Origin of the sequence: Gimesia maris (genome assembly GCF_008298035.1) — a bacterium.
Taxonomy (GTDB): Bacteria; Planctomycetota; Planctomycetia; order Planctomycetales; family Planctomycetaceae; genus Gimesia; species Gimesia maris.
The window spans coordinates 2,302,648-2,328,867 of sequence record NZ_CP042910.1 but is presented as its reverse complement, the minus strand read 5'-3'; the positions used below and the strand labels follow the sequence as shown (position 1 = coordinate 2,328,867).

The 26,220-nt window shown below is 51.3% G+C and carries 19 protein-coding genes; 6 read left to right on the top strand and 13 right to left on the bottom strand.

Going from position 1 to position 26,220, the window contains the following annotated elements; genetic code table 11:
• The first annotated feature begins 146 nt into the window (after window positions 1-146).
• The 3 genes from GmarT_RS08800 (at window position 147) to GmarT_RS08790 (ending at window position 4,305) form a co-directional block, all read left to right on the top strand.
• Window positions 147-1,688 carry an arylsulfatase gene (locus GmarT_RS08800; RefSeq protein WP_369010746.1) on the top strand — a complete coding sequence of 514 codons (1,542 nt, stop codon included), beginning with the start codon at window positions 147-149 and terminating at the stop codon, window positions 1,686-1,688.
• Window positions 1,689-1,794: 106 nt separating this feature from the next.
• Window positions 1,795-2,763, top strand: a complete 969-nt coding sequence (locus GmarT_RS08795; RefSeq protein WP_002644768.1) for an HAD family hydrolase — start codon at window positions 1,795-1,797, stop codon at window positions 2,761-2,763.
• A gap of 456 nt (window positions 2,764-3,219) precedes the next feature.
• Window positions 3,220-4,305 (top strand): carbohydrate porin, encoded by a 1,086-nt coding sequence (locus GmarT_RS08790; RefSeq protein WP_223123522.1) that lies wholly within the window; start codon window positions 3,220-3,222, stop codon window positions 4,303-4,305.
• Between the two features lie 16 nt (window positions 4,306-4,321).
• On the opposite strand, the gene GmarT_RS08785 is transcribed toward GmarT_RS08790, so the two are convergent.
• The 13 genes from GmarT_RS08785 to GmarT_RS08725 all read right to left on the bottom strand — a co-directional run bounded on the left by GmarT_RS08785 (window position 4,322) and on the right by GmarT_RS08725 (window position 19,750).
• Window positions 4,322-4,663: a YegP family protein gene (locus tag GmarT_RS08785; RefSeq protein WP_002644770.1), complete on the bottom strand. Its 342-nt coding sequence runs from the start codon at window positions 4,661-4,663 to the stop codon at window positions 4,322-4,324.
• A 96-nt stretch (window positions 4,664-4,759) separates the two neighbouring features.
• A complete protein-coding gene (locus tag GmarT_RS08780) occupies window positions 4,760-5,437 on the bottom strand; it encodes a LamG domain-containing protein (RefSeq protein WP_002644771.1) in 678 nt (225 codons plus the stop codon).
• Between the two features lie 123 nt (window positions 5,438-5,560).
• Window positions 5,561-8,806, bottom strand: a complete 3,246-nt coding sequence (locus tag GmarT_RS08775; protein ID WP_149302551.1) for an efflux RND transporter permease subunit — start codon at window positions 8,804-8,806, stop codon at window positions 5,561-5,563.
• 47 nt (window positions 8,807-8,853) lie between these two features.
• A complete protein-coding gene (locus GmarT_RS08770; RefSeq protein WP_081459401.1) occupies window positions 8,854-10,095 on the bottom strand; it encodes an efflux RND transporter periplasmic adaptor subunit in 1,242 nt (413 codons plus the stop codon).
• Window positions 10,096-10,173: 78 nt separating this feature from the next.
• Window positions 10,174-10,944 carry a class I SAM-dependent methyltransferase gene (locus tag GmarT_RS08765; protein ID WP_002644774.1) on the bottom strand — a complete coding sequence of 257 codons (771 nt, stop codon included), beginning with the start codon at window positions 10,942-10,944 and terminating at the stop codon, window positions 10,174-10,176.
• 82 nt (window positions 10,945-11,026) lie between these two features.
• Window positions 11,027-12,316 (bottom strand): MFS transporter, encoded by a 1,290-nt coding sequence (locus GmarT_RS08760; RefSeq protein ID WP_002644775.1) that lies wholly within the window; start codon window positions 12,314-12,316, stop codon window positions 11,027-11,029.
• On the bottom strand, window positions 12,309-13,124 hold the full coding sequence (locus GmarT_RS08755) for an ABC transporter ATP-binding protein (RefSeq protein WP_002644776.1): 816 nt from the start codon (window positions 13,122-13,124) through the stop codon (window positions 12,309-12,311). The genes GmarT_RS08760 and GmarT_RS08755 overlap by 8 nt, the downstream gene beginning before the upstream one ends.
• A complete protein-coding gene (locus tag GmarT_RS08750) occupies window positions 13,121-14,176 on the bottom strand; it encodes a FecCD family ABC transporter permease (RefSeq protein WP_002644777.1) in 1,056 nt (351 codons plus the stop codon). The genes GmarT_RS08755 and GmarT_RS08750 overlap by 4 nt, the downstream gene beginning before the upstream one ends.
• A complete protein-coding gene (locus GmarT_RS08745) occupies window positions 14,176-15,336 on the bottom strand; it encodes an ABC transporter substrate-binding protein (RefSeq protein WP_002644778.1) in 1,161 nt (386 codons plus the stop codon). Before GmarT_RS08745 ends, GmarT_RS08750 begins: the two co-directional genes overlap by 1 nt.
• Window positions 15,333-16,481 (bottom strand): PepSY-associated TM helix domain-containing protein, encoded by a 1,149-nt coding sequence (locus GmarT_RS08740; protein ID WP_002644779.1) that lies wholly within the window; start codon window positions 16,479-16,481, stop codon window positions 15,333-15,335. The genes GmarT_RS08745 and GmarT_RS08740 overlap by 4 nt, the downstream gene beginning before the upstream one ends.
• Window positions 16,482-16,516: 35 nt before the next feature.
• Window positions 16,517-16,993 carry a carboxypeptidase regulatory-like domain-containing protein gene (locus GmarT_RS08735; protein ID WP_149302549.1) on the bottom strand — a complete coding sequence of 159 codons (477 nt, stop codon included), beginning with the start codon at window positions 16,991-16,993 and terminating at the stop codon, window positions 16,517-16,519.
• 95 nt (window positions 16,994-17,088) lie between these two features.
• Complete coding sequence (locus GmarT_RS08730; protein ID WP_002644781.1) at window positions 17,089-18,075, bottom strand: DUF1559 domain-containing protein; 987 nt, start codon at window positions 18,073-18,075, stop codon at window positions 17,089-17,091.
• 664 nt (window positions 18,076-18,739) lie between these two features.
• Complete coding sequence (locus GmarT_RS08725) at window positions 18,740-19,750, bottom strand: Gfo/Idh/MocA family protein (protein ID WP_002644782.1); 1,011 nt, start codon at window positions 19,748-19,750, stop codon at window positions 18,740-18,742.
• 274 nt (window positions 19,751-20,024) lie between these two features.
• Between GmarT_RS08725 and GmarT_RS08720 the strand changes: the two genes are divergently transcribed.
• From GmarT_RS08720 to GmarT_RS08710, 3 genes are read left to right on the top strand one after another with little or no spacing between them, the layout of a single operon-like run.
• A complete protein-coding gene (locus GmarT_RS08720) occupies window positions 20,025-22,889 on the top strand; it encodes a PSD1 and planctomycete cytochrome C domain-containing protein (RefSeq protein WP_052301221.1) in 2,865 nt (954 codons plus the stop codon).
• Between the two features lie 5 nt (window positions 22,890-22,894).
• Complete coding sequence (locus GmarT_RS08715; RefSeq protein ID WP_232288120.1) at window positions 22,895-24,358, top strand: DUF1501 domain-containing protein; 1,464 nt, start codon at window positions 22,895-22,897, stop codon at window positions 24,356-24,358.
• Window positions 24,355-26,157, top strand: a complete 1,803-nt coding sequence (locus tag GmarT_RS08710) for an amidohydrolase family protein (protein ID WP_002644785.1) — start codon at window positions 24,355-24,357, stop codon at window positions 26,155-26,157. The genes GmarT_RS08715 and GmarT_RS08710 overlap by 4 nt, the downstream gene beginning before the upstream one ends.
• Window positions 26,158-26,220: the final 63 nt, after the last annotated feature.

The window sequence follows — 26,220 nt, the reverse complement described above, 5'->3', positions numbered from 1 at the left end:
AATTTGATCTATTTCAAAATCATCACCTCTGACTAAAACTACATCGGGCCAGATTGTAATTTTCAGACCATCCAGGTCTGTCCGCCAATTCTGTATCTGAGGAACCTCACATGAAAACCAGCACACTCAAGCTCCCTTTATGCATCATGCTGCTGGCATTATGCAGCACAGCGACTCTGTCCGCTGCCGACAAGCCTAATATACTTGTCATCTGGGGTGATGACATTGGTACCTGGAACATCAGCCACAACAATCGTGGCATGATGGGCTATCAAACCCCCAACATCGACCGGATTGCAAAAGAAGGAATTTCCTTCACCGACTATTATGGACAGCAGAGTTGTACCGCGGGTCGTGCTGCGTTTATTGGGGGGAACGTTCCTGTTCGAACCGGAATGACCAAAGTCGGGCTGCCCGGCGCTAAAGAAGGCTGGCAGAAAACCGATGTTACCATGGCAACAGTTCTGAAAAGCAACGGTTATGCCACCGGTCAATTTGGTAAAAATCATCAGGGAGACCGGGATGAACACCTCCCGACAGCACATGGTTTTGATGAATTCCTGGGAAATCTGTATCACCTGAATGCAGAAGAGGAACCCGAACACGAAGACTATCCGGCTGATCTGGTATTGCCTAACGGTAAAACATTCAAGGAACAGTATGGACCACGGGGTGTGATCCATTCCTGGGCCCTGGAAGATGGAACCCAGAAAATTGAAGATACCGGTCCACTGACCAAAAAACGCATGGAAACCATCGACGAAGAAACTGTCGCTGCTGCCAAAAAATTCATCACAGAGCAGAACGCAGCCGGAAAACCTTTCTTCTGCTGGTGGAATGGAACGCGCATGCACTTCCGCACTCACGTCAAAAAAGAACATCGCGGCCTGAGTGGTCCCAGCGGCGATGAATACCACGACGGGATGGTCGAGCATGACATGCAGGTCGGCGAACTCCTGAAACTGCTGGATGACCTGGGCATTGCCGACAATACGCTGGTGATGTATTCCACAGACAACGGCCCCCATTACAATACATGGCCCGATGCAGGAACCACCCCCTTCAGAAATGAAAAGAACTCAAACTGGGAAGGCGCTTACCGTGTTCCCGCTTTCGTTCGCTGGCCCGATCATTTTCCCGCCGGTAAAACACTGAATGGAGTAGTATCACACGAAGACTGGCTGCCCACTTTTGCAGCTGTTGCCGGCGACACAAAAATTAAAGACAAACTGAAAGCAGGCGTTGAGCTCAACGGTCGAAAGTATCACAATTATATCGACGGCTATAATCAACTCGATTACCTTACGGGAAAAACGGAAGACCCGCCGCGTAAAGAGTTCATGTACGTCAACGATGACGGCCAAATCGTCGCGATCCGGGCTGGAGACTGGAAAGCCGTCTTCCTGGAAAACCGCGGGATGGCGTTTGAAGTCTGGCGCGAACCGTTTACCGAGTTGCGTGTGCCTCTCCTGTTTCATCTCAGAAGAGATCCATTTGAAAAAGCACAACACAACGCAACCACTTACAACGACTGGTTCCTGTCTCGCGTGTATGTCATCGTACCAATGCAGCAGATTGCAGCAAATTTCCTGCAGACCATGCAGGAGTACCCCCCCAGTCAGACTCCGGGTTCATTCAACCTGGAAAAAATTAAAAAGACGATCGAGGACGCCGCCAGCGGCAGGTGATCAGACTGGTTGAAATGAAACAGACAGACGGTTGAATTGCGAATCCTGTTCAACCGTCTGTTCTTTTATCACTGCATTTCCCAATTCCTGGCGAGGGGTTCCTGACATGCGATACTTATTTCTTTTACTGTTTCTATTTGTAACTCAAGTTGTATCTGCAGCAGACCCCCTCCCTTCCTGGAACGACGGACCTGCTAAAGATGCGATTCTCAATTTCGTCAAATGCGCGACCAATGATGGTTGTCCGCTCTATGTCCCGCCGAAGGATCGCATTGCCGTCTTCGACAATGATGGAACCCTCTGGTCTGAACAACCGGCTTATTTTCAGCTGCTGTTTGCCCTGGATCGAGTGAAAGCGCTGGCGGATCAGCATCCGGAATGGAAAAACGAACAACCTTTCAAAGCCATTCTGGAAAATGATCTCAAAACAGCAGCGGCATCCGGCAAAGATGGTCTACTCAAAATCATGGCTGTAACACACAGCGGGATGACCACAGATGAATTTGAAAAAACGGTACGAGACTGGATCAGAACTGCCCGCCATCCGCAGAAAAATGTTCCATATACACAACTGGTCTTTGAACCCATGCGCGAAGTATTGAACTACCTGCGTGAAAACGGATTTAAAACCTATATTGTCTCCGGCGGCGGCGTGGATTTTATGCGAGTCTGGGCAGAAGACGTTTACGGCATCCCCCCCGAACAGGTCATCGGCAGCAGCATTAAAGTCAAACTGGCGAAACGCGCTGGCAAACCGGTTCTCGAACGGCTGGCAGAAATCGACTTCATCGATGATAAAGAAGGGAAACCGGTCGGCATCCATCGCTTCATCGGGCGTGCACCGGTGATGGCATTCGGGAACTCGGACGGCGATCTGCAGATGTTACAGTGGACGGACCGTAAGCCGAATACCTTCAAAGCCCTCGTCCACCATACCGATGCAAAGCGGGAATACGCCTACGACCGCAACTCGCACATCGGCCAACTCGACAAAGCCCTTGACGAGGGAACGGAGAAAGGCTGGACCGTGATTGATATGCGGAAAGACTGGAACCGCATCTATCCCACGCCTTAATGGAACGAAATTCATTCACTAACCGGAATAATCGTTAAGATCGTTTTTCTTTTGTTCTGATTATTCTGATTGAAGGGATAATTCATTCAGTAGATGGAGCCTCGCGACGAAAATTACCGAAAGGACCAGCTTTTTCAGAGGATCCCTTTCGAGATATTCCATGCTCACAGGTTTGAAAAAAAACTCCACAACCTGCGAACCAGTCTGATTTTCAAATCGATCTGGTGCTCAATCTGCATTGTCAGTCTTGTTATTTCCACTCGCAGCACGTTTGCCGACGACGCGATACCAGAATCACTGCCAGAAGAGCCTCGGGTAGAGAAACCTGCTTATGAGCAGACATGTTCCAGCTGTGAATGCAGTGGTCCTGATTTCTGGAATCAAACCACACTTACGGAAAACCTGTTTCAGCGAAGGCCATATCTGGCCGAACAAGGCATTACTTTTGAAGCCGATGTGACCCAGTTTTATATGGGGGTCGCATCAGGAGGTGAAGAACAGGATTTCCGCTATGCCGGGCACGGTGATTACGTGTTAAATCTCGATTCGGGAAAACTTGGCGGACCACAGGGATTATTTGTAAAACTCCGCGCAGAACACCGTTTCGGTGAAGGAATTACCGATGCGACAGGCGCCATCATTCCCGTAAACCTGGTTGCTGATCTCCCGGTCGCCGACAGCACAGAACTCTACCTGACCAACGTTCTGTTTACTCAGATGTTTTCCGAATCATTTGGCGTCTTCGCAGGTAAAATGGATACGCTTGATGGAGACATGAATGCGTTTGCACACGGTCGAGGTAAAACGCAATTCTCAAATGCCGCTTTTGTCGCCACTCCCATTGGTCTGCGTACTATCGTTTACTCTTCACTGGGAACGGGTTTTCTGATTATGCGGGAAGGTGAGCCGATCTTTACGTTCACGGTCATCAACTCCACCGACACGTCTGGGACAAGCGGGTTCAAAGAGCTGTTTGCCAATGGTGCATCAGTGATTCCCGAACTGCGACTTCCCACAAATCTCTTTGGCCGCCCCGGCCATTTTCTGTTTGGAGCCAGTTGGAGCAGTCGTGATTATGCGGCGCTTGAACAGGACCCGTTTATTGTACTGCCTGATATTCCTATCAGCCGCAAAACCGATTCATGGTCGCTCTATTGGAACTTCGATCAATACCTGTTCGTTGATCCCTGCGATGCTACGCGAGGCTGGGGGGTCTTCGGCCGTGCCGGTATTGCGGATGCAGAGACCAACCCGATTGAATGGTTTCTCAGCTTCGGCGTGGGAGGCAACAGCCCGATTTCCAGTCGCGAAGCAGATACGTTTGGCGTGGGCTGGTATTATTCTGCCACCAGCGACCGACTGTCTCCCTTTATCAATACCATTCTGGGAGGCGTGGGAGATGGATATGGCGTGGAAATGTTCTACAATATCGAAGTCAATAAATGGTTCCACCTGACAGCCGACATGCAGGTTATTCGACCGGCCCACGAGACCGTCGATACCGCGCTCGTGGTCGGCTTAAGAGCCGTGATTGATCTGTAAAAACAGAATTGTGAAATCAGGTCTTGACGATGATATCTTCCGTGATCGCTTTGGGAGCATTCCGGGACACAGACTTGATTCCATTCTTCATTCCGGTCGAATTGGCGTACCCTTCACTGGTCCCGATCACCAGAGAATTTTTCGCTTTCAGCACAAAATAATGTTCGCCCGCTTTATTGACCAGTGCTTCATAGCGGCTGGGATCAGTAGCGTTTGACTGCACCGAAAGGATTCCCTTCTTCGCCGATGATTTAGATGCATACATCTGGCTGGCGAGAATAATTTCACCATTATTCGCGAGCAGGTGAAAGTAGTACTTGCCATTTCGTGCCTGTTGAATCTGAAATCGGGCTGCCATGCTCGTCCCTTTCTGAAAGTTGAGGAAACATCAGTTCTTGTAGAATTATGGTATCCTTACCATTCTTCACGTGCAAGAAGATTATGGACGCGCCGCTCAACCATGCGTTGATTTCGCATAAATCTTCACATCATCCACAACAGCGTTTCGGGGAACAGCCAGCCGCAGCAACCGTTTGGTCGGATGTGCCATCCCTGCGGATGAAAATGATCCAACGGTTCTGCCATCAATTTTAACAGTCAACTCATCACCGCTGACAGTCACCAGCAGCGTATACCATTTGCCGGTTTCCAGTTTGACCGGAAAGCGTTTTCGTTTGGTCTTCAACTTTTCCTGAAGTTCTGGTGGCAGCTTTTTCGTGAGACGCAACTCTCGGGTTTTTAAATCCATGTTCCCGGTTTTAAGGTCGGTCAATTCGACATATCGCGGACTGACTTTCGCCATAAAGAGATGACCTGCATGCACTTTTTTATATTTCAGATCAGCAAAATTGAGTCCCAGGCTGTCCTTTTCATTTTCCAGCATGAATCGCAGCTCGACGGAACCATCCCGAAATTCGGCAGGTTGTGTTACTGAAACAGCATGGTCCGCAGCTTTGTGAATATAGATATACATCGCTCCATTTTTCAGATCGACCTGCTTATTGCCGGCAGCCCGTGTTCGACTGTTCGTCCCCCAGCCTTTCCCGATTTCATCTTTTATATCCTGCGATTCATTGCGTTCAAAATCGTCTTCAAAAATCAGTTTCCCGCGGTCTTCAGCAAATACAGGCACGGTCAGACAGAGTACAAGAGCGCAGGCAGAGAGGAATTGTGGTTTCACGGGTAGAGACCTTTACAACAGGAGAAGCGCAGAAATCAGGCACCGCATGCCAGACATTAATGAATCACTGTTATTTTAACGAACGAGATTCTCTTTTTGCATCGCATGCGCTTCTTTTTTCGCAGGATCAAGAACAGCCTGCTCTCCGTCGACTGTTTTCGGTCCCGTAAAGAATGACGACAGATCATCAAAAAATGTGTAGAGCACAGGAATCGCCAGCAGTGTCAGCAGCAGTGAAAGCGTCTGTCCGCCGACTGCCAGCACAGCGATGGAACGGCGTTCTTCGGCTCCCGGACCGGTGGCAATCAACAACGGAATCAGCCCAGCCACAAATGAAAGTGTCGTCATCAGAATCGGCCTCAGGCGATCCCGGTTCGCCTGAAGAATGGCCTGGTAGCGGGGAAAGCCCTGTAACTGCAGTGCATTGGTATGGTCAATCTGCAGAATGGCGGCCTTTTTCACCACGCCAAATAAAACCAGAATCCCCAACGCGGAATACAGGTTGAGTGTCTCGCCTCCCCAATGCAGGCTCAATAGTCCAAAAGGCACCGCCAGCGGCAACGACAGCAGAATCACCAGGGGATGAACCAGATTTTCGAACTGTGCCGCCAGGACGATGTACATGAATATAAAGGACAGAACCATGGTCCAGCCGAAGTCACCCAGCGTTCGCTCCAGTTCCCGACCACCACCCAGCACCATTGTGTTATAGCCGTCAGGGATACCAATCTCCTCCGCAGCGGCATTCATGGCAGCGATCCCGTCCCCCAGCGCATAGCCGGAAGCCATGTTCGCACGCACTGAGATCATGCGTTGTCGATTCAGACGGTCGATTCGAGAAGCAGCAGTATTGAATTCGAAATCCACGACGTTATCGATTCGCGCCAACCCGTTTCCAGATGTAGCTGAAGATAAACCTGAGATCGCCTGTGGTGACGTCCGCACATACAACTGTGAAATGGACTGAACATCTCCTCGATCCAGTCCGACCAGACGCAGTTCCACATCGTAAGCATCATCGACGGTCCGATCTCGGTAACGGGAAACCCGATCATCTCCTCCCACTGCAACCCGCAGCGTATCGGCGATTTCCTGCACATCAATCCCTAAAGCAGCCGCCCGTTCCCGGTCAATGCGTGCCAGCAGTTCCGGATTATCAATCTGTAACGTGGAATACACGTCGACGATACCAGGAATCGTTTTTACTTTTTCGCGTAATTTGTTACTGAAGTCCAGCAGTCCATCGATGTCAGGTCCCGTAATTGAAAAGTCAATATCGACGGGTGCCCCCTGACGCAGGGATGTCAGGTTACGTACGGAAATCCGCATGTCCGGAATTGTTTTAAGCTTCTTTCTGACCTCTGCCATCTTTTCACGCTGCGTAAAGTTTCCTCGGAACGCGGCATTGAAATCACCCTGTAACAATCCACCAAAAAAACGACCGAACGAAAAGGTCCGCTGCTCGCTGTCGGTCAGACGTACGAAGATACTTGCCCGGTTTACATCACCAAAGCCACCGGAACCGACTGTCAGCAGCAGTGTTTCCACTCCATCAGTATTAATCAGCTCTTCCTCTGCACGGTCAATGACCTGATTCATCGACTGCAACGTCGCTCCCTGGCGGGCTTCGAGTCGAATTTCAAATTCCGATTCATCCACATTCAGAGGAATATAGTCCTGCTTCACCAGTTGATACAGCGGGTAGTTACTCAAAATCACCCCCACCGAAATCAGCAGCACCAGCCAGCGAAAACGCAGCGAGAGTTTCAGAATCCAGAGATAGGACGATTCGATAATATGATAAAACCCCGAACGTGACCCCGGCCCATCCGGGTTCGGTTCTTCAGGACGCAATAGTTTGCTGCACATCATGGGGGTTAAAGTAAAACTGACGAGCATCGAAACCAGGATCGCAACGGTCGCTGTTACGCCAAACTGAAATAACAGTCTCCCGGTCACACTCGACAGAAACGAAACCGGCAGGAAGACAATCACCAGCGAAATCGTCGTTGCCAGAACCGCCAGACCGATTTCTTTCGTCCCGATGATCGCCGCTTCACGCGGTGACATTCCTTTTTCTTCAATACAGTGAAATACGTTTTCCAGAACCACAATCGCATCGTCGATGACCACGCCTACCATCAGTACCAGAGCCAGCATGGTCACATTATTCAGCGTAAAACCGAATAGTTTCATAAAAGCGAATGTGGAAATAATCGAAGCCGGAATCGCTACCGAAGCAATTATTGTTGAACGCCAGGAGCGCATGAAGATCAATACGGTAATACAGGCTAAGATACTGCCCGAGATCAAATGCTGTTCCAGTTCATGCAACGCAGTAACAATATAACGCGACTGATCTTGAACAATGCTGACTTTGACATCGTCGGGGAGCAACTCCTGACTGCGAGGCAGCATTTTTTTAATGCCTTCCACGACCGCCACGGTATTTTCTCCCGATTGTTTTTGAATCTCCAATACGACAGCTGGTTTCTGATTCAGCCGCGCAATCGTGCGGACTTCTTTTGTATCATCGATCACGGTCCCCAGGTCCGCCAGCCGAACCGGTGTGCCATTGACAGTATCTACAACTAGATTGGGAAACTGGTCGGAATCAGCAACGCGGCCCATCGTGCGCAATGAGCGTTCACGGAATCCCTGATCCAGCCTGCCGCCGGGCACTTCGGTATTCTGCCTGACCAGCGCATCGCGCACCTGTAAGATTGACATCTGGTAGGCGGCCAGCCGATCGGCATCGATATCTACTTTCACCGCTCGATCCGCTGCACCGGCGATCTGAACTTCACCTACACCAGGAGACGACTCGATCACATTTTTCACATACCGGTCTGCAAACAGAAACAGTTCCCGCGAGGTGCGCGGCCCTGAGACTGCCAGCGTCATAATCGGCGACGATTCCAGATCCCGTTTCTGAACAATAGGAGGATCGATGTTCGGCGGAAGTAGATTCATCACCCCCGAGACAGCATCGCGTACATCCTGAGTCGCGGCATCCACATTACGATTCAGGTTGAACGTGATGATCACAAACGATCGTCCGTCGCGTGAAATGGAGCGCAGTTCATCAATGCCGGCTACTGTCGCCACCGCGTCCTCAATGACCGCACTGACCTCGGATTCGACCTCCTGCGATGCTGCACCAGGATAATTGGTACGTACATAGATCGAAGGCATATCCATATTCGGAAATCGGTCGACGCCCAGTTCGGGGAATGCAACCAGACCAGCTACCACTAATGCCATGATCAGCATCAAGGCGAAGACTGGCCTCTTGACACAGATTTCCGCTAAGCCGTACAACGTCGATTCCCTTTATGCGAAAGCAGAATTCGTTTTTCAGAATGATCTTAAATTTGGGTTTTCTGTATTTCAGTCGGCAGTGGTTTCGAATCTCCCAGAACCCCGGGACGCCCTTCCCGGGCATTCAGTAGAATGCGATCTCTCGGTTTCAAGCCTTCTAAAATGCGAATCCGATCGCCTCGCTGTTCACCCAGCAAGACTTCCTGCATCTTCACCTTACCATCCACGACTTTCCAGACTTTCTCTGTTCCGGCGAACTGCACCACAGCTGACATCGGCACCACTATCGCCTTCTGGTCGGGATTGACAATGATCTGTCCTTCTGCAAACAGACCGGCTCGCAGAGCACGCTGGGAATTATCGACGACCGCTTCAAACAGCAGAGCACGACTCATCTGATCCAGAAAGGGACTGATGCGTGTCACTTTAGACTGCTTCAGCGGGAGTGATTCGATCTTCAACTCGACAGGCTGACCGACTTTAAGTTGCGTCGATAAACGCTCGGGAACCGTCCCCCGATAACGTAATTGATCAATCCGCACCAGCACCAGCAGCGGGTCACCCATTTTGATATAGCTGCCCGGAGCGACCAGTCGTTTCTGCACCACGGCGGTATAGGAGGCTGTCAGGACTGTATTATTCAAGTCTTCCTGGGCTAAATCCAGTTGGGCCTGCTGCACGGTGATATTCGCCATCTTTTCACGAACACCATTTAATGCAGAATCGTAACGGGCTGCTGCCACGCGTTCGAGTGATACGATTTGATCGTACTCAGCCTGTCCCATCACCTTCTTGTTAAACAGAACCCGGGCACGCTCGAGATTGGCTTTCGCTTCATCCCACTCTGCCTGTTGTTCTTTGGCAGGAGGAGATTTTTCCGGAACCAGATTTTCAACGGAATCGCCGGGCTTCAAACCAACCGCCGAACGCGCTTGAGATAGTTCAGCTTCTGCCTGTTTGACTCGCAGTTTGAAGTCATCCTGGTAGACCGTGACCAGCGGATCTCCCGGCTTTACGACATCTCCCAGGTCGACATGTACCTTGAAAACGCGGCCTTCCACTTTGATTCCCAGCGTGGCTTCTTCATCAGGATACAGACTTCCCTGGCTCCGGATGATGCGCGGCCAGTTTTCTTCTGCGACTTCCAGAGTCTCCACATTCAAGACCGGTAGCGTTTCACCTGCTTTGGAAGCAGGGGCGGATTCACTACGTTCACATCCCGCAAAAAAGAGAGTTAACAGGAGAGAGAACAGGCAGGTATATGGAGGGCAATAGCAACAATCGTTCATGGTGTTATTGTATCTGCGGATGAGCTAATGTCGAGCGATTTCCCTGCCGTGTCATAAAAATAATTTGCTTTTGACAGCTCAATAATTCAACCTGCGAGATCCTTCTATTCGCTGGCCTGTGAGAACATACGGAGTTCCCTGCAACACACCATAGTTCGGATTCTCTTGTTCATGTTCTTCTCTCGCAGCGAGCACTGATTGCATCGGCAGATTTTGAATATTCCGTAAACCTGCTGCTTCCATTACAACCCGAACCATTCCATCTGTGTGACTGCGGAATGGCAACTGCTCCAGCGCGTTGCGATATGCTTCATCCGGTTCCCAGCCAGGAGCCGGGCGATGCTGGCGTTTCAGCTTTTCTGGATCTGTGGGATTATTCTCGCCGATGAGCACCAGGACCCCTCCCGGCTTCAACAGTCGTATCCACTGCGCCACTGCATAACCAGGGTGAGGCAGTGTGAATAATACTGCGCGACTGGAAATGATATCAAATGTGTTTTCGGGAAAAGGAGGCGCTTCTACATCTGCTTCGACAAAGTCCACAGTCAGACCACGCTCTTTCGCAGCTTCTCGTCCTGCGGAAATCATCGTTGCAGAAAAATCGACTCCCGTTATCGCGTGTCCCAACTCAGCCCATAGCAACGCAATCGTTCCCGGTCCGGTCCCCATATCCAGAATCTTACAAGGGATTTCACCAGGAACTGTTTTCCGCAGCACATCCAGCCAGGCGGAGCGCGAAGCAGCAAATCCAAATTCTCCCTTGATAAATCGCTCAACCCGATGGGAAACTACATTTGGATTGGTCCAGCCAATGTGAAATATCTGTTTGAGTTCTTCATCCCGCATCATCTTTTACCAATCTCTCTTCTACTGTGGTTATGCTCAATGACTATGCTCCATCCGTAGTTCAATCCACCAGAAATCTGTCTGGTCATTTATTTTTTGAAACATCTTCATCTTGAATTTTAAACAGAAAACCAGATAACAATATCAAGGTAGCCAATATCCAGACCGCCAGTAATCCAAACTGGTCAGCCGCCCAGCCAAACAGAGGCAGCAGTACCGCCACTGTCACTGCGCGGGAGACGCTTTCCAATGAAAGAACTGATGCCCGCTCTGTTTTCATCATCTCCGTATTCAAGGCACTGACAAAGATGGGACGTCTTAAATTCTGCAAAAGCGTCAATACCATCAAAAGAACCAGTCCGGGCAGCAGACCCCACTTAAGATTCACAGCGCATCCCGCCAGAAACAGAACGGCAAAAAAGCCTCCAAAATAGATCCGATTCAAAGCATGACTTCGGCTGTCGGCCTGCAATTCAAACACGGAACTGAATCGTGCGCCCAGTGCCCCCAGACTGTCGCGTAGAAACTCATTCAATCCGACAAAGATTGCTCCTGCACTGGCGAAGCCACTGACGCCGACCGGAGCAATGATAGGAATTCCGAACATCGCCAGCCCGTTCTTCAGAAAAGGTTGTGTAAAATACTTAAGGATCATCTTCAGCTGACTCTCAAATACCACTGACTGAATAAACAGCTTGCGAAAATTGGGTCGCCGCCACATCACTCGAAATGGCTGTCGCATGCTGTCTTCAGGATTGACAGAGTTTGTTCGACGGGCACGATAAGCGTCCCCTTCCAGAGCGCGTGGGTATGTTAATAATAATAGAAACCCACAGACGGCGGCTCCCGCAGACAGGTAGAACAGCAATCCATAATCACGCGACCACGCCAGTAATACTCCCCCCGAAACAGCGGCCAGCGCCGAAGTAAATTTAGATACCGAACGCGTGCGACCCAATAGTTGCGTCGCCAGATGCGACTGATCCATAGAGTCCAGATAATCAAGCATGATTGCCTTATGCGAGCCGGTTCGCAGCGCTTCGCCCAAAGCAAATAACGCCAGACAGCCTCCCAGCCAGAAAATCAGCGGTAGCTCTGTAACCTGACCAGTCATGCCAAACCCAGTGAAGGAGAGGCTGTAAAAGGCAAAACATATTGCGGTTGCCCGACGCCGTCCCCAGTAATCCGCGAAAACCCCCGAAGGAAACTCCAACAGCACGGTCACCAGATGCTGCAACCCCAGCAACAGTCCGATTTCTGAATAGGACATCTCCAGTGCCAGAAAATACAGAATCAGAAACGGATCGGCGAAGCGCAGATTCTTGAAAAAGGAATACAGGTAGAACCGCAGGACCATGTGATTCGTATTAAACATCGTTTCCGGCACCCTGCCCTGATTCGGACTCCGCTGATTCAGTGGTAGCCAGCCCCAACACCGTAATCACCGGTCTCTCTTCCTGACTGTAAGTCACCAGCGTCTCCACTCCATAAACGTCTGCAATCAAAGATTCAGTGAGTACGTTTTTCGGTTCTCCGGCACAACACATCTTACCATCCTGAATCACATAAACCCAATCTGCATATCTCGCAGCGAGATTTAAATCGTGTACTGCCAGCGCCGTACTGATTCCCCGCGAATCCGTCAGTCTTCGGATCAAAGTACAGACTTCATACTGTCGCCGTAGATCCAGGTTCGACGTCGGTTCATCTAATAATAACACTGCTGGTTCGCGTGCCAGAGACTGAGCAATTGCCACCAGTTGCCTTTGCCCTCCACTTAATTCGTTGAGAAATCGATCAGCGACATCACTAAGTTGCATCTCATTCAATAACTGATTTACGATTCTGTTATCATCGTCTGAGACGCGCCAGCCCAACTGATGCACACGTCCGAGCAGTACCGCTTCATATACAGTCAACACTGCTGTCGTAATGAAGTCCTGAGGTAGGAAACTTACCTCTCGTGTCAGTTTTTCGTGTTTGAGTGACGACAGCGCGATTCCATCCAGACGAACCTCCCCTTCGGGTCGCAGCAGGCCGCTCAAACACTTCAACAACGTCGATTTGCCGGCGGCATTAGGGCCAATGATCGCAGTCATGCCGGGTTTCAGTTGCAGATTCACATCTGCGAGTACCCGGTGAGAACCATAACTGAAGGAGATACCAGCTGTTTCCAAAATCACCAGTACGATCTCCTTCTCAACAAGGCAATTGCCGCGAAGCAGGGCGCGCCGATGGCTGCTGTCGCGATTCCAATCGGAAATATTGTCCCCGGAATCAGTAGTTTCGTAACCAATGCGGCCACAGAGACCAGAAGTGCGCCACTCAATGCAGAAAGCGGGATGAAATAACGCTGATCTTCACCGACAAGCATGCGCGCCAGATGCGGTGCCAACAAGCCCACAAAGCCTATGACACCAGTAAAGCAGACAGCAGTCGCCGTCAGGATGGAAACCAGAATCAGCGTCTGTAGCCGCAGGCGTTCCGTATTGATTCCCAGACTGCGGGCGTGGTGTTCTCCGAGCCTTAATGCAGTCAACTGCCAGACACGGGACATTAATAATCCCATCGTCACAACCATCACAACAACGATGATTGCCAGTTTGTGCCAGTTCGCTCCCTGCAGCGTCCCAAAGATCCAGAAAACAATGGCTGCCAATGTATCTTCAGAAGCCATATACTGCAGGAATGCCACCCCGGAACTGAAAATAAAATGCAACGCAACCCCACCCACAATGATCGTTTCTGCCGATGCCCCTCTGAGACGACCAATAGCAAAGATCGCCAGAGAACAGCACATCGCACACACAAATGCACTCGTTGGCACAAAGACTGTTGTCGTCCAGATCAGTGTTCCGGATCCCAGAACTAATGCCAATGCAGCACCGAAACTGGCAGCCGCGGAAACCCCCAGAGTATAAGGACTGGCCAGTGGGTTGTTCAAAACCGTCTGCATTTCTGCGCCGGCGATACCCAATGATGCACCGACAAACACCGCCATCAAAGCTGTCGGTAAGCGGAAGGTCCACACAATCGTTCGATTCGCTTCGTTTACCGCCCCTGGCTGAAACAGGGTCGTCATAACATCAGACAGCGACAATGGTGCCGGCCCGGTAATCACATCCAGAAACAATGAGCCCGTGACCAGAATGACCAAAGTCATAATCACGGCTAACCGACGTCGGCCCAAACGCTGATATGCCTGATTGAGATCGTTCGATTTGGTGCTCTGCATCAATTACCGTCCAGGCTGACCATCCAGGTCCCACTCATTTCAACGGGCATGAACTTCAGGTGAAATTCGTGTAACCGTTCTTCTGGATTCAGTTCTTTAAACTCTTCTGGATACAGCCATTTTGCCAACTGTTGCGCCGCTGCAAAACTCATAATGTGACTCCCAAACCGTGTGTGAATCCCATGTACGCGACGCTGCTTGACCGCACTCAATTCCGACCAGCCGGGCCGTTCCGTAAATGCAGCCAGTCGCTTTACTGACTGATCCCGATCTGCATAATATCCCAGCTGCAGACTGTCAGGAAACGCGGTCCAATGCGCCCCCGTAATCACAATCACTTCCGGATCAGCGGTAATCAGGTACTCTGGTCGAATCACTCCCATACCATATAGACCGGAAATCGAACCGGCGGCGATATTTTGACACCGTAACTGTGCCAGCACACTTCCCCAGTTGACTGTTTTTCCCTGTTGATTTTCCCCGAATGTATTTCCATATTTCTCCGGTCCCTGGGTACCTGCTTCCAGATATATGGTGGGAATCTTCCCTTGAATGGTTTCGATTTTACTGAAAACCAGCTGCAGTTCTGCATCAATCCAGTCTGCTGCCGCATTTGCCTCCGTTGCTTTTCCCAGAACTTTACCCAGTAGTCGAATACTCTTCTGTGGATCGCGAAACGGATCTTCCGACTTCAAAAATAACAGAGGCACGCCCGCCTGTTGCAGTCGCTCCACTGTTTTCGAACCACGGTTCAGCATATACGTATTCATGATAACCAGATCGGGCTCTAAAGCCAGTACCGCTTCGGCACTCACCGTGTCGCGCAGGATATCTCCCAGAATCGTCACTTCTTCCAGACGTGGATACTGTGTTACAAACTTTTCATAGGTATCCAGATCACCGGTTTTTAATGACGAATCCCACCCTGCCAGCTTCTCTTCGACTTCGTCTCCCAGTACCGTCGCCAGTTCATATAGTCCCAGGCTGCGCATCAGGATGATCCGTTCGACAGGTTGTTTGAGCGTCACTTCCCGACCGGCCAGATCAGTAACTGTGATCGTGGGGTTCTCTGCTGGAGTAGCAGGTACCGACAGCGTCTCCCGCTGACATCCGGCATAAATCAAGATCAGTAAGCTTAGAATGGCAGCCGGTATTTTCATTTTGATTCTTGAAGCTCGAGTTGGGTGGGAGAATGCGATCTAAGTGAGCGCCGTCTCCGCCACCAGACCAGAAAACCAGTCATATATAATACGGCAGGCAGTAATCCCGACACAAAGACAATCCAGCGACCAGCCAACCCAAACGCTTCCCCATTATGCAGGGGAAACTGCCAGGCGAAGAAAGCGTCAGCTGCTGAACGTTGATTCCAGTCGCGCACCGCCAGCACTTCTCCGTTGAACTGATCAATCCAGACACGGCTGTTGCCCGAACTTCTTCTTACCTCCCCTTTCTGCCTCAGGCGAACCTCGAAAGAATCTTGCGGTTTTGAAGGAAGTTTGACACGTTTAAACTCGGCGTCCGGAAAGAGGGACCGTGCAATGGCAGTCGCCTGACTGACTTCAATTCGTTTACCGGGAATCACAGGCGTTGATTTTTTATTTTCAGAACGAGGTGTATCTTCTTTTAATACCGCCAGGACGCAAGGTCTGATCCAGGCAGGAAAGATCATATACACGCCCGTAAAGGAAATCACGAGCAACAGCACTGCGGCTATAATCCCCGTGCTTTTATGCAGGTCATATTGAAAGCGGCGACCGCTGCGAATGGCAAATGCCACCCGCCAGCTATGTCGCCACAAAGGCCACCAGAGATAAATGCCACTGGCAACTGACACCATCAGTATCAGACCACACAGGCCAACAATAATTTCGCCTGGCCTGCCGGACAGCAGCTTGTAATGCAGACTGTAGAGCCACGTCATCAGGTATTCCCCCCAGACGCGCTGACCCGTCACCTGTGCTGAGTAGGGATCGACATAAATCTGCGTAAAACCAGCTTCTTTATCGGTCGTATTTCGGAACCAGACCGTCCAGACACCGAGCGATGTGCGAGGCGGTTCTGCAAAATACAGCTGCAGACCCGGATCGGTGGCACTCAATTCTGCCGCTTCCAGAACTTCATCCACAGAGCGTGTTGAATCACTTTCCACTGTCAGCAGAATTTGTGGATTGAGCCATTCATCAATCGTGTGATGAAACACCAGCAGGCTGCCTGTCAACCCAATAATGACAAACAGCAGTCCCACCGTTAATCCAAGCCAGCGATGCGTGATCACCCAGAGCCTGCGCAGCCGATGGTTCAGCATAAATGAAACTCCCGGAAGCCCTCAGGCTCAATGACTCAATTGAGAGAAGAGCCTTTCAAGATCTTGACATTCTCCAGCACGATCGGCGCCATTTCATTCGCTCCTTCTTCCACTTTCAGATGAATGGTCGATTTTTTGGGATCGGCATACACGCCTTGCAATCGATCAGGAGGCGGAGGAGGCATTCCCCCATTCGGCGGTCGCCAGTTACGATCGGGCCATTCAACGGTCACCGTGTAAGCACCCGCTGGTGCACCGTCGGGCCCTTCATAAGTTGTCAGCTGATACACGCCTTCTGCATCGACCTTTCCACTGGGAAGCAGCGGGTATTTCGTTCCGGTCTGAGGCGTTTCTGGATGGAATCTGACCGTTGCCCCCGTCGCGGGTGCCCCGTTCACAGTCAGACGACCGGTTACGGCGTTTGTCGTAATCTTATCGTACTCGGTTTCACTACATCCGCTGCTCACAACAAGACACAATACAGCCAGCGAAACGGCCAGTTTCTGAAACATCAAAAACATCTCCCTCAATTCTCTGAACGCATCGTTTCTTCAGCAGTCATGTCTCTGAAGAAACGATCGAAGTAGCCTCAAATGAACTTCTTCGCTTAGAACTCGCCTACAACCTCACCATCCTGCTTACCAATCAGAGAACGAAACGTTCCCTTGTCGATATTGGCACTCAGAAATCGAACGGAGCCATCTCCCAGACTGGCATGCATGCCACCGGTATGATAGGAAAACGCACCACCCCAGTCGTTCGTGCAATTGATTACACATGGACCGTAATACTGCAATCCATCATGGGTCCAGCTGCGAATGCGGTCGTGCTGAGTTGACGCCCACCAGCCCTGGAAGTTGGTATCAACCACTGAAGGATAGACATAATCAGCAGGATCCTTTGGGACACTTCCTTTTCGTAGAATATTGGGAAAGTTACTGCGTTCGAAACAGAAGATGGTATTCGTCAAACCATCGGTGATGCTGTTCATTCTGGATCCACACTGAGTCCAGTTCACGCCGCCACTGATGTCACCGTTAAATAATGCGCCAGTTATCTCCTGGGGCGTAAAAACGGGATCACGGAAACTGCGGGCGATGAAATAGTCACCGCTGCCTGCTCTCAGATTCGTATTGAAGCTGGAAGTGTCGTCTTCCTGCTCGATCACTCCCTGGATCGGACTGCTCCGCGGAGTAGAAGGACAATTAAAGACGGCCAGTTGTGTCTGAATAACTGCCTGATTTGACTGATCTGAAACACCATTCGGTGCATTCTGATTAAACAGGTTATAGGCGGGTGCCTGATCCAGATAAGGTAATAATGAAATCCCCCAACTGGTGGTCCAATGCGATGTTGTCGCGTATGAAATACCGACGTCAGGTACCGGCAACATGTTGAATACGTCATTATAATTATGCATCGCCAGACCGAGTTGCTTCAGATTATTTTTACACTGCGAGCGCCGGGCTGCTTCGCGGGCCTGCTGGACTGCAGGCAGCAACAAGGCAATTAGAATCGCGATAATCGCAATCACCACAAGCAATTCAATTAGCGTGAATCCACTTCGAGACGCGCGGATACTCTTAAACGACATTTGGGAACTCCAGTTAAATCAGGCGGGATAGGTGCGGCTTTGAGGAATGCAAGCGGCGGCGAGCAGTGAGACTGAGTTTCAATCTCCAGCACAATCTTAATATCAGAGCAACATATTTCAACCCTGCACCTCGTATAATTCTCTCTACCCAGCCTGAGAAGACATACCAGGACGAGAATATAATGCACGGGGTGTGAGTTCACCATGCACACACGATTTCCGCAAAGCATTACAAGCAATAACTTTAAGAACATTTCCACTATTATAGATTATGAGAATATGCTGAATCTCAACCTGCATAGGGTTCGACTCACCGATCATAAGCGTTTTTTTTTCTGAGACAGGGCCTCGCAAATTACAATTCCAGCATCAATGCCGCATGCTTTCAGTCTTACTGGTCTGGTATCGAGTAATGACTTGCCTCCCAGCTTGTTATTTTTCTCTATGTCCAGGGAATCACATTCAAACAGTCATCCAGGATCACAGGTCTGAACCTGGATTCAAAAAACGGAATTTCCTCCTAATCTGATTCGCGAAGTTTGATGGTCACCAACGGCAACGCACAATCATTCAAGTGCTTCGCCAGACTTATCAATTGGAACTCTCTATCAGCGCACAACGCAGAAAAACAGTTGGCCACGCCCCATCAAAATCATAGATCGCTTCAAAAAGTAATGACAGAACCCGTCCGCGCGGAGTCCGTTGCCGCTGCCATCCAGGCGACAGCGGCTTGAGATTCTTCAGGAGTAATCCGCGCGGGACGCTCCCCTGTTCTGACACAATCAGCGAAATACCGCAGCTCTTCCTGCAACACTCCCAGGTAACGACCAAACGGCCGAGGCCAGTACATCGTGTCCGGCATTTTCACACCCGCAGCATCATGGATTGTCAGACCTGCCTCACCACAATTGATATAAATCGCACCTTTCGTACCGATGATTTCCATCCGCGCGTCGATGGTATAAGGTGTCGACTCCGGCAAATGCCAGACCGACTCCACCACCGCAACAGCACCATTATCCAGCCGCGCAATCGACCAGCCTCCATCAGGATATTTATTTTTACCCGGATGAACCTCCTGCGCATAAACAGTCGAAACATTCGCACCGCTGAACCAGAGCATCAGGTCCGCATCATGAATTCCATCTCCCATCAAAGCGGAAATGTCATCGAGTACTGTTTCACCGATCGCTTTGGACAGATTCCGCCGCGCATGCATGGAAATAATTTCGCCAATACGTCCTTCTTCAATCGCCTGCTTCGCCAGTGTCACGCGCGGATCGAAGCGACAGATATGCCCCACCATGAAAAAACCAGCCGCGTCGTGAGCGGCCTCCACAATTTTTTCACAGTCAGCCACTGTCGGCGCCATCGGCTTTTCCAGCAGGACATGCTTCCCGCTGCGCAGTGCCTCAATGGCAATGTCTCGATGATCGTTAATGTGAGTAGTGATGCTGACTACATCAATTTCGGGATCAGCCAGCAGTGCACGAAAATCGGTATAGCGTCGCGTGACTTCCAATCGGTCCGCAACTTCATTCAGACGTTCAGGACGTCGGGTGCATAACGCAGCAAGTTCGATTCCCGGCATTTCAGACAGGTTGTCAGCGTGAACTTCGCCAAACCATCCCAGACCAATTACTCCCCAGCGAACTGTTTTTGACGGGCTCATCATGTGACCTCGGTCCTCTCGAATCATGAATTCAACGACTTGTGTGGTAACTCACGATTTCCAAACTACCGCAAACCGGACTTCTCGTCCATCGAACCACGATCTGGATGATCCCGATAACTCACCCAGATATCGTAATGTGAATCTCATCATCAGACCAATTCAGAGACCCGTTTCAGGTCTTTTTTGTCTTGTATGCCCTGCCCGCTTAACGTAGTATAGAGAGAACAACACCTGCGTTCCTCACACCCTCCTGCCAGCGTTACCAATGATGCCTATGCGATTTCTTATTCCGCTGCTTGCTGTTGTTTTTGTTCCAGGCCCATTCGGAACAATTCAAGCCGCAGAAAAACCACTCCTCTTTGAAAAAGATATTCAGCCGGTTCTCGCTGCAAAATGTGGCAAATGCCATAGCGACAAGGTTCGCAAAGGGGGACTCGATCTCTCAAATATTACCGGCGTGCATCGTGGAGGAGAATCTGGAGAATCTGCCATCGCAGAAACAGTCGATGACAGCATGCTCTGGATTCTGGTTGACGGCGGAGATATGCCACCTGAGGGACAGCCTCAACTGACGGAAGCAGAACGCAAACTGATTCACAAGTGGATCGACACCGGTGCCAAATCTGAAAAACCTCATCAGCCCGAAGAAAAGCAGATCACACAACACGATGTCCTGCCCATCGTGCTCCTCCGTTGTACTGCCTGCCATGGCGCACGACTGCAGCGAGGCGGCCTTGATCTGCGGACTCCCGCCAGCATGCGGAAAGGAGGCAATCAGGGCCCGGCGTTTGTCGCGGGCAAACCGGATGAAAGCCTGATGATCAAACGCGTTGAAAGTCATGCCTGCCCTCCCCAGGAACAGCTGCTGAAGTTTTTTGTCAAGCGGCCTCCACAATCAGAAGTCGAAACACTGCGGGAATGGATCGCTGCTGCTGCACCAATCGTCGATCCCGAACCGGAAGTTGTCGGTTTGCAACCAGATCCACTCGTCACGGAAGAAGACCGCCAGCACTGGGCCTTTCAAGCACCACGGACAAAACCTGATATCAAATCCATTGATCAACTGATTCTCAAACAGTTGCAGAAACACGAACTGGAATTTTCTCCCGAAGCCAGCCGCGACACTCTCATCCGCCGTGCCTATCTGGATCTGACGGGCATTCCCCCCTCACTCACGGAGTGGAAACAGTGGCGTCATTCTGATGATCCAGACTGGTATGCGAGTATGGTCGATCATCTGCTCGCTTCTCCCCGCTACGGCGAACGCTGGGGACGCTACTGGCTGGATCTCGCGGGGTACGCGGACTCCGAAGGGGGCGTCTCTTCCGACCCGTTGCGGGCCGTCGCCTGGAAATACCGCGATTATGTCATCGCCGCATTCAATAACGATAAACCCTACGATCGTTTTCTGCTGGAACAGATCGCCGGCGATGAATTAACCGACTATGAAAATGCGCCGGTGATCACAGAAGAAATTGTCGACAACCTCGTCGCCACCGGTTTCCTGCGGATGGGCATTGACCAGACCGGTTCCCGCACGATGAATTTCGTCCCCGAACGCCTGGGAGTGGTCTATGATGCCATCAATGTGATGGGTTCCTCGGTCATGGGGTTAACGCTGGAATGCGCCCGCTGTCATTCACACAAATACGATCCGCTGCCGCATCGTGATTATTATCGCTTCAAAGCAATCTTCCAGGGCGCCCTTGATGAATACGACTGGCTCTCTTTTAAAAACCGTTCACTGGAACTGGGCACCCCCGAACAGAAAAGCCGCGTCAAGCAAACTAACCCGCTGCTCAAAAAAGAACTCGCCAAACTCGAAAAACAGCATAAAAAAGCAATCGCTGCCCAGCAGATCGCCATGCTTCGCCAGTACTATCCCGATCAACCCGCGGAAGAACAACAGGAAACCCTGCAGGCTTTAAAAATTGCCGATAACACCCGCACACAACGCCAGCGGATTCTGGTCGAGAAATTAAGAATCGCGGAAACCATGCCCGAGTCGGATTTCACAGATGAGGTGCAACAGGCATTGCAAAACGTATCATCGATCGAAAAACAGATGAGCGAAGTGCAACAGCAGATGGAGCCCCCCCTCACAATTCGTGCCCTCTGGGACCGCGGTGAACCCTCTCCCACTTACATCCTGTTGCGAGGCGAACACGATCAACCTGGTCAACAGGTTGGTCCCGGCGTCCCTTCGGTTCTCACTGATGGACGTACTCCCTTCACAGTCAACCCCCCTTTTCCTGAAGGAACCCCCAAGACCGGCAGACGGCTGGCCTTAGCACAATGGCTGACTGCCGAAGATCACCCGCTCACTGCACGTGTGATGGTCAATCGAATCTGGTACCACCATTTCGGTACAGGCCTGGTCAAAACACTCGAGAACTTCGGCGTCAAAGGGGAACGTCCCTCTCATCCGGAGCTGCTCGACTGGCTGGCTATCCAGTTTGTCGAACAGAACTGGAGCATCAAAGAGATGCACCGTTTGATGATGAATTCGCGTACCTATAAACAATCCAGCCACATTACTCCTGCGATTCAACAGCATGATCCGCAGAACCGACTGCTTTCACATATGCCACTTCGCAGAATGAACGCCGAAGCACTGCGTGATTCGATCCTTGCCGTCTCCGGTAAACTCGATCCCACTCCCGGCGGTCCCCCTGATTCCATCACCGTCGATCGCAACGGTCTCGTCAGCGCCAACGCCACCAGTAAAGGTGGCTGGCGGCGCAGCGTCTATCTGCAATATCGACGAACCCAGATACCGACGATGCTGGATACATTTGATTATCCGGAAATGGGCCCTAACTGTGTTTCACGCAATGTCTCTACCGTTTCGCCTCAATCTCTGATGCTCTTAAATAACGAACGCGTGCATTCTCTTTCACATGCATTCGCCGACCGGGTTCGCAATCTGCTGTCCGAAGACCAAAAACAGGACCTGGGAGCCCAGATCGACCTGGTCTACCAACTGGCCCTCAGTCGTTCCCCCAGCAAGGAAGAACGTCAACTGGGACAGGCCACTCTGCAGGAGTTGGAAGCACTCTGGAAGGAAACACCGGAAGCCGCTCTGGACACTTATTGCCACACGATTCTTAACTCTGCCGCGTTTCTATACATTGACTGATGAATATGAACAGCCAGCCCGAACCACTTTCCACCCGTCGAGACTTCTTTGCCCGCACCAGTGATGGCGTCATGGGCGCCGCGCTGACACATCTGTTATGCCAGGATTTCTTTGGTGGCACCGCAGCACTCGCGAATGACGCTCCGCACGCACCCCGGCAATACGATCTCAAACCCAAACAGCCTCACCATCCCCCTGCAGCAACTTCAGTCATTCAACTGTTTATGAATGGCGGTCCCAGCCAGATGGATCTGTTCGACCCCAAGCCGGTTCTGAACAAGATGGACGGCAAACCATTCCCGGGTAACATTGAAGACCTGGGAAATTCGAATACCACGAGTATCGGCGAGATGCTGGGCGGGCAATACAAGTTCGCCCGACATGGAGAATCAGGCATGTGGATGGCCGATGCCCTTCCCGAGACCGCAAAGATGGCCGATGAACTCTGCCTGATCAACTCCATGTGGACCGATCACCCCAACCACGATAATGCCCTGTATAAAATTCACAGCGGCCGCCTGTTCATGGGCTATCCCACACTGGGATCGTGGACCGTGTATGGACTGGGAACCGAAAACCAGAATCTGCCCGCGTATGTCGTCTTAACCGATCCACTGGGCGCTCCTAAAAACGGCACACGCAACTGGACATCCGGATTTCTGCCTCCCACGTACCAGGGAACCCGGCTGCGACCCACCGGTTCGCCAATTTTAAATCTCAAGCCGCAATACGACCAACCCTCGGCTGTCACCGAGTCCGCACGCAAACTGCTCAATCAGCTCGATTTCATCCATCGTGACAAACGACCTCACTACCCCCTGCTGGACGCCCGGATCGAATCTTACAGCCTCGCGGCACGCATGCAGATGTCAGCCACAGAAGCCCTTGATTTATCGAGCGAAACACAACACACCCTGACAGATTACGGCATCGGCGCGCAGGAAACCGATTCGTACGGCAAACGCTGCCTGCTCGCCCGCAGACTGGTCGAACGGGGAGTCCGTTTCGTACAGATCTTCCTCGAAGAACAACCCTGGGACAGCCACGCCGACCTGGCCGCCAATCACCGCGCCATGTGTCAGCGAACCGACAAACCCGTTGCCGGCCTGCTCCGCGATCTTAAACAACGAGGCCTGCTCGACTCCACCCTGGTGATCTGGGGCGGCGAATTTGGACGCACTCCCACTACACAGAAATCCGCTAACGGTTTCTCGGGCCGTGATCATAACATGCAGGCCTTCACATCCTGGATGGCAGGCGGCGGAATCAAAGGGGGCACCACTTACGGCGTTACCGATGAATTCGGACACAGCGTGGTCGAAAACCCCGTCAGCGTCCACGACTTCCACGCCACAATCCTCCACCAGTTGGGGCTCCATCACCAGGAACTTTTCTATACGCGCAGCGGACTCGAAGAACGCTTGACCGGTGTTAATCCACCTCGTGTGGTCAAGGAGATCCTCAGTTGAACCACCCGGGATGTGAATTCAACCGACGTGAGTTTCTGACGACATCTGCGACAGTCGGTTTCGCCGCCACTTTCGGCCTGAATACGACACAGTCTGCAAAGAACAAGACACCCGATCTTAAAATCATTGATACCAACGTCAGCCTGTTTCAATGGCCCTTTCGAAAGCTCCCGCTTGACGATACTCAGACACTGGTAAAAAAACTTCAAGTCCTGGGCATGGAACAGGCCTGGGCAGGCAGCTACGAGGGCATTCTGCATCGTGACATTTCGTCAGTCAATCAACGACTGACTGACGAATGTCGACGCTACCCCCAACTCATTCCCATCGGTTCCATCAACCCCACATTACCGGACTGGGAACACGATCTGCAACAATGCAGTCAAAAACATCAGATGCCCGGCATCCGCCTGCATCCCAACTATCACGGCTATACGCTCACAGATCCGCGTCTGCTGGCATTATTACAACAGGCCACCGCTGCAGGACTGTTCGTTCAACTCGCCGTCTCTCTCGAAGATATCCGCACCCAGCATCAATCACTGCAGGTTGCGGACGTAGATTTGACACTACTTCCGGAACTGGCAGCGAATGTTCCTGGACTCAGACTACAATTGTTAAACGCGAAACTCCGACCGGATCTGATCAACAAACTCAGCCAGGCACCAGGCATCTTCTTTGACACGGCCCGCATTGAAAGTACTGATGGCGTACCTGAGCTGGTGAAGCGTCTCCCTGCAGGTCGAGTCCTGTTTGGCACACACGCCCCTTTTCTGATTCCCGAAGCCGCATTAGTGCGTGTCTCTGAATCTTCGATCCTTAACACGGAAGAGCTGAAATTCGTACTGGCAGACAATGCGACTCAATTCTTTTCTGCCAGTAAAGCGAACCAGAAACAGCCTGACAGGATCCGAGTCAAAACAGACGATTCAAAAACAACAACTTCCCCACCTCAGACAGTTGGTCTGCCTGCCAGTAAAGTGCTGAAAGACTATCGCATCTGGGATTCGTATTTCACACCAGCCCATTCCCATCCGGGTAGAGATGGCAGCAGCAGTCTGATTGCCGAAATAGAACGGGCGATGCCCGCGATCAAAGCCGGAAAGTTTGAGAAACTCTGCTACTTCCCTCATGTCGGCATTGGGACAACGACGGACCGTGATCTGGAACAGACACTGCAAGCACATCCGGAACTTGTGGAAGGGCCGCTGAAACGCTGGCCTGATCTGCTGCTGGGCATGATTCAGCTCAATGCCAACAATGTGCCTGGTTCGCTGGACGCACTCAATCGCTGGTTACAGGACGGCCCGATGCGCGGCGTCTATTTTCCGGGAGGCGGACCAGCAGCTCTCACATGTACGCATCGCAATTTCGCCCCTCTCATCGAGCGGATTGCAGACTTGAATGGCGTAATCATGCAGCATACCTGGTTCATTACAGGAGGCAAGAAGAGCACAGGAATGTCGACTCCTTCCGAACTGGCAGTGCTGGCAGAACGCTTTCCGCAGCAGAAATTTATCTGCGCGCATTCCGGCGGTGAGTGGGAACGTGGCATTCGCGCAGTACGCGATTCGGAGAATATCCTTGTGGAAACTTCTGGTTTTGACCCTACAGCCGGCTTCATCGAAATGGCGGTGCGTGAACTGGGAGCCGACCGCGTTATCTTCGGCAGCCACCTGCCTTCCCGTTCGCTGGGAACCGAGCTATGCAAAGTCACGGCAGCACAGATTTCTGAAGCGGACAAACGTCTGATACTCGGCACCAATTTCCGCCAGCTGCTGACTCCCGGTTCTGAATAAGACCGCCTGCAGTCAGACGAATTCGCCTCTTATTTAAAAAAGCAGTCCCCGAAAACCGGAAGT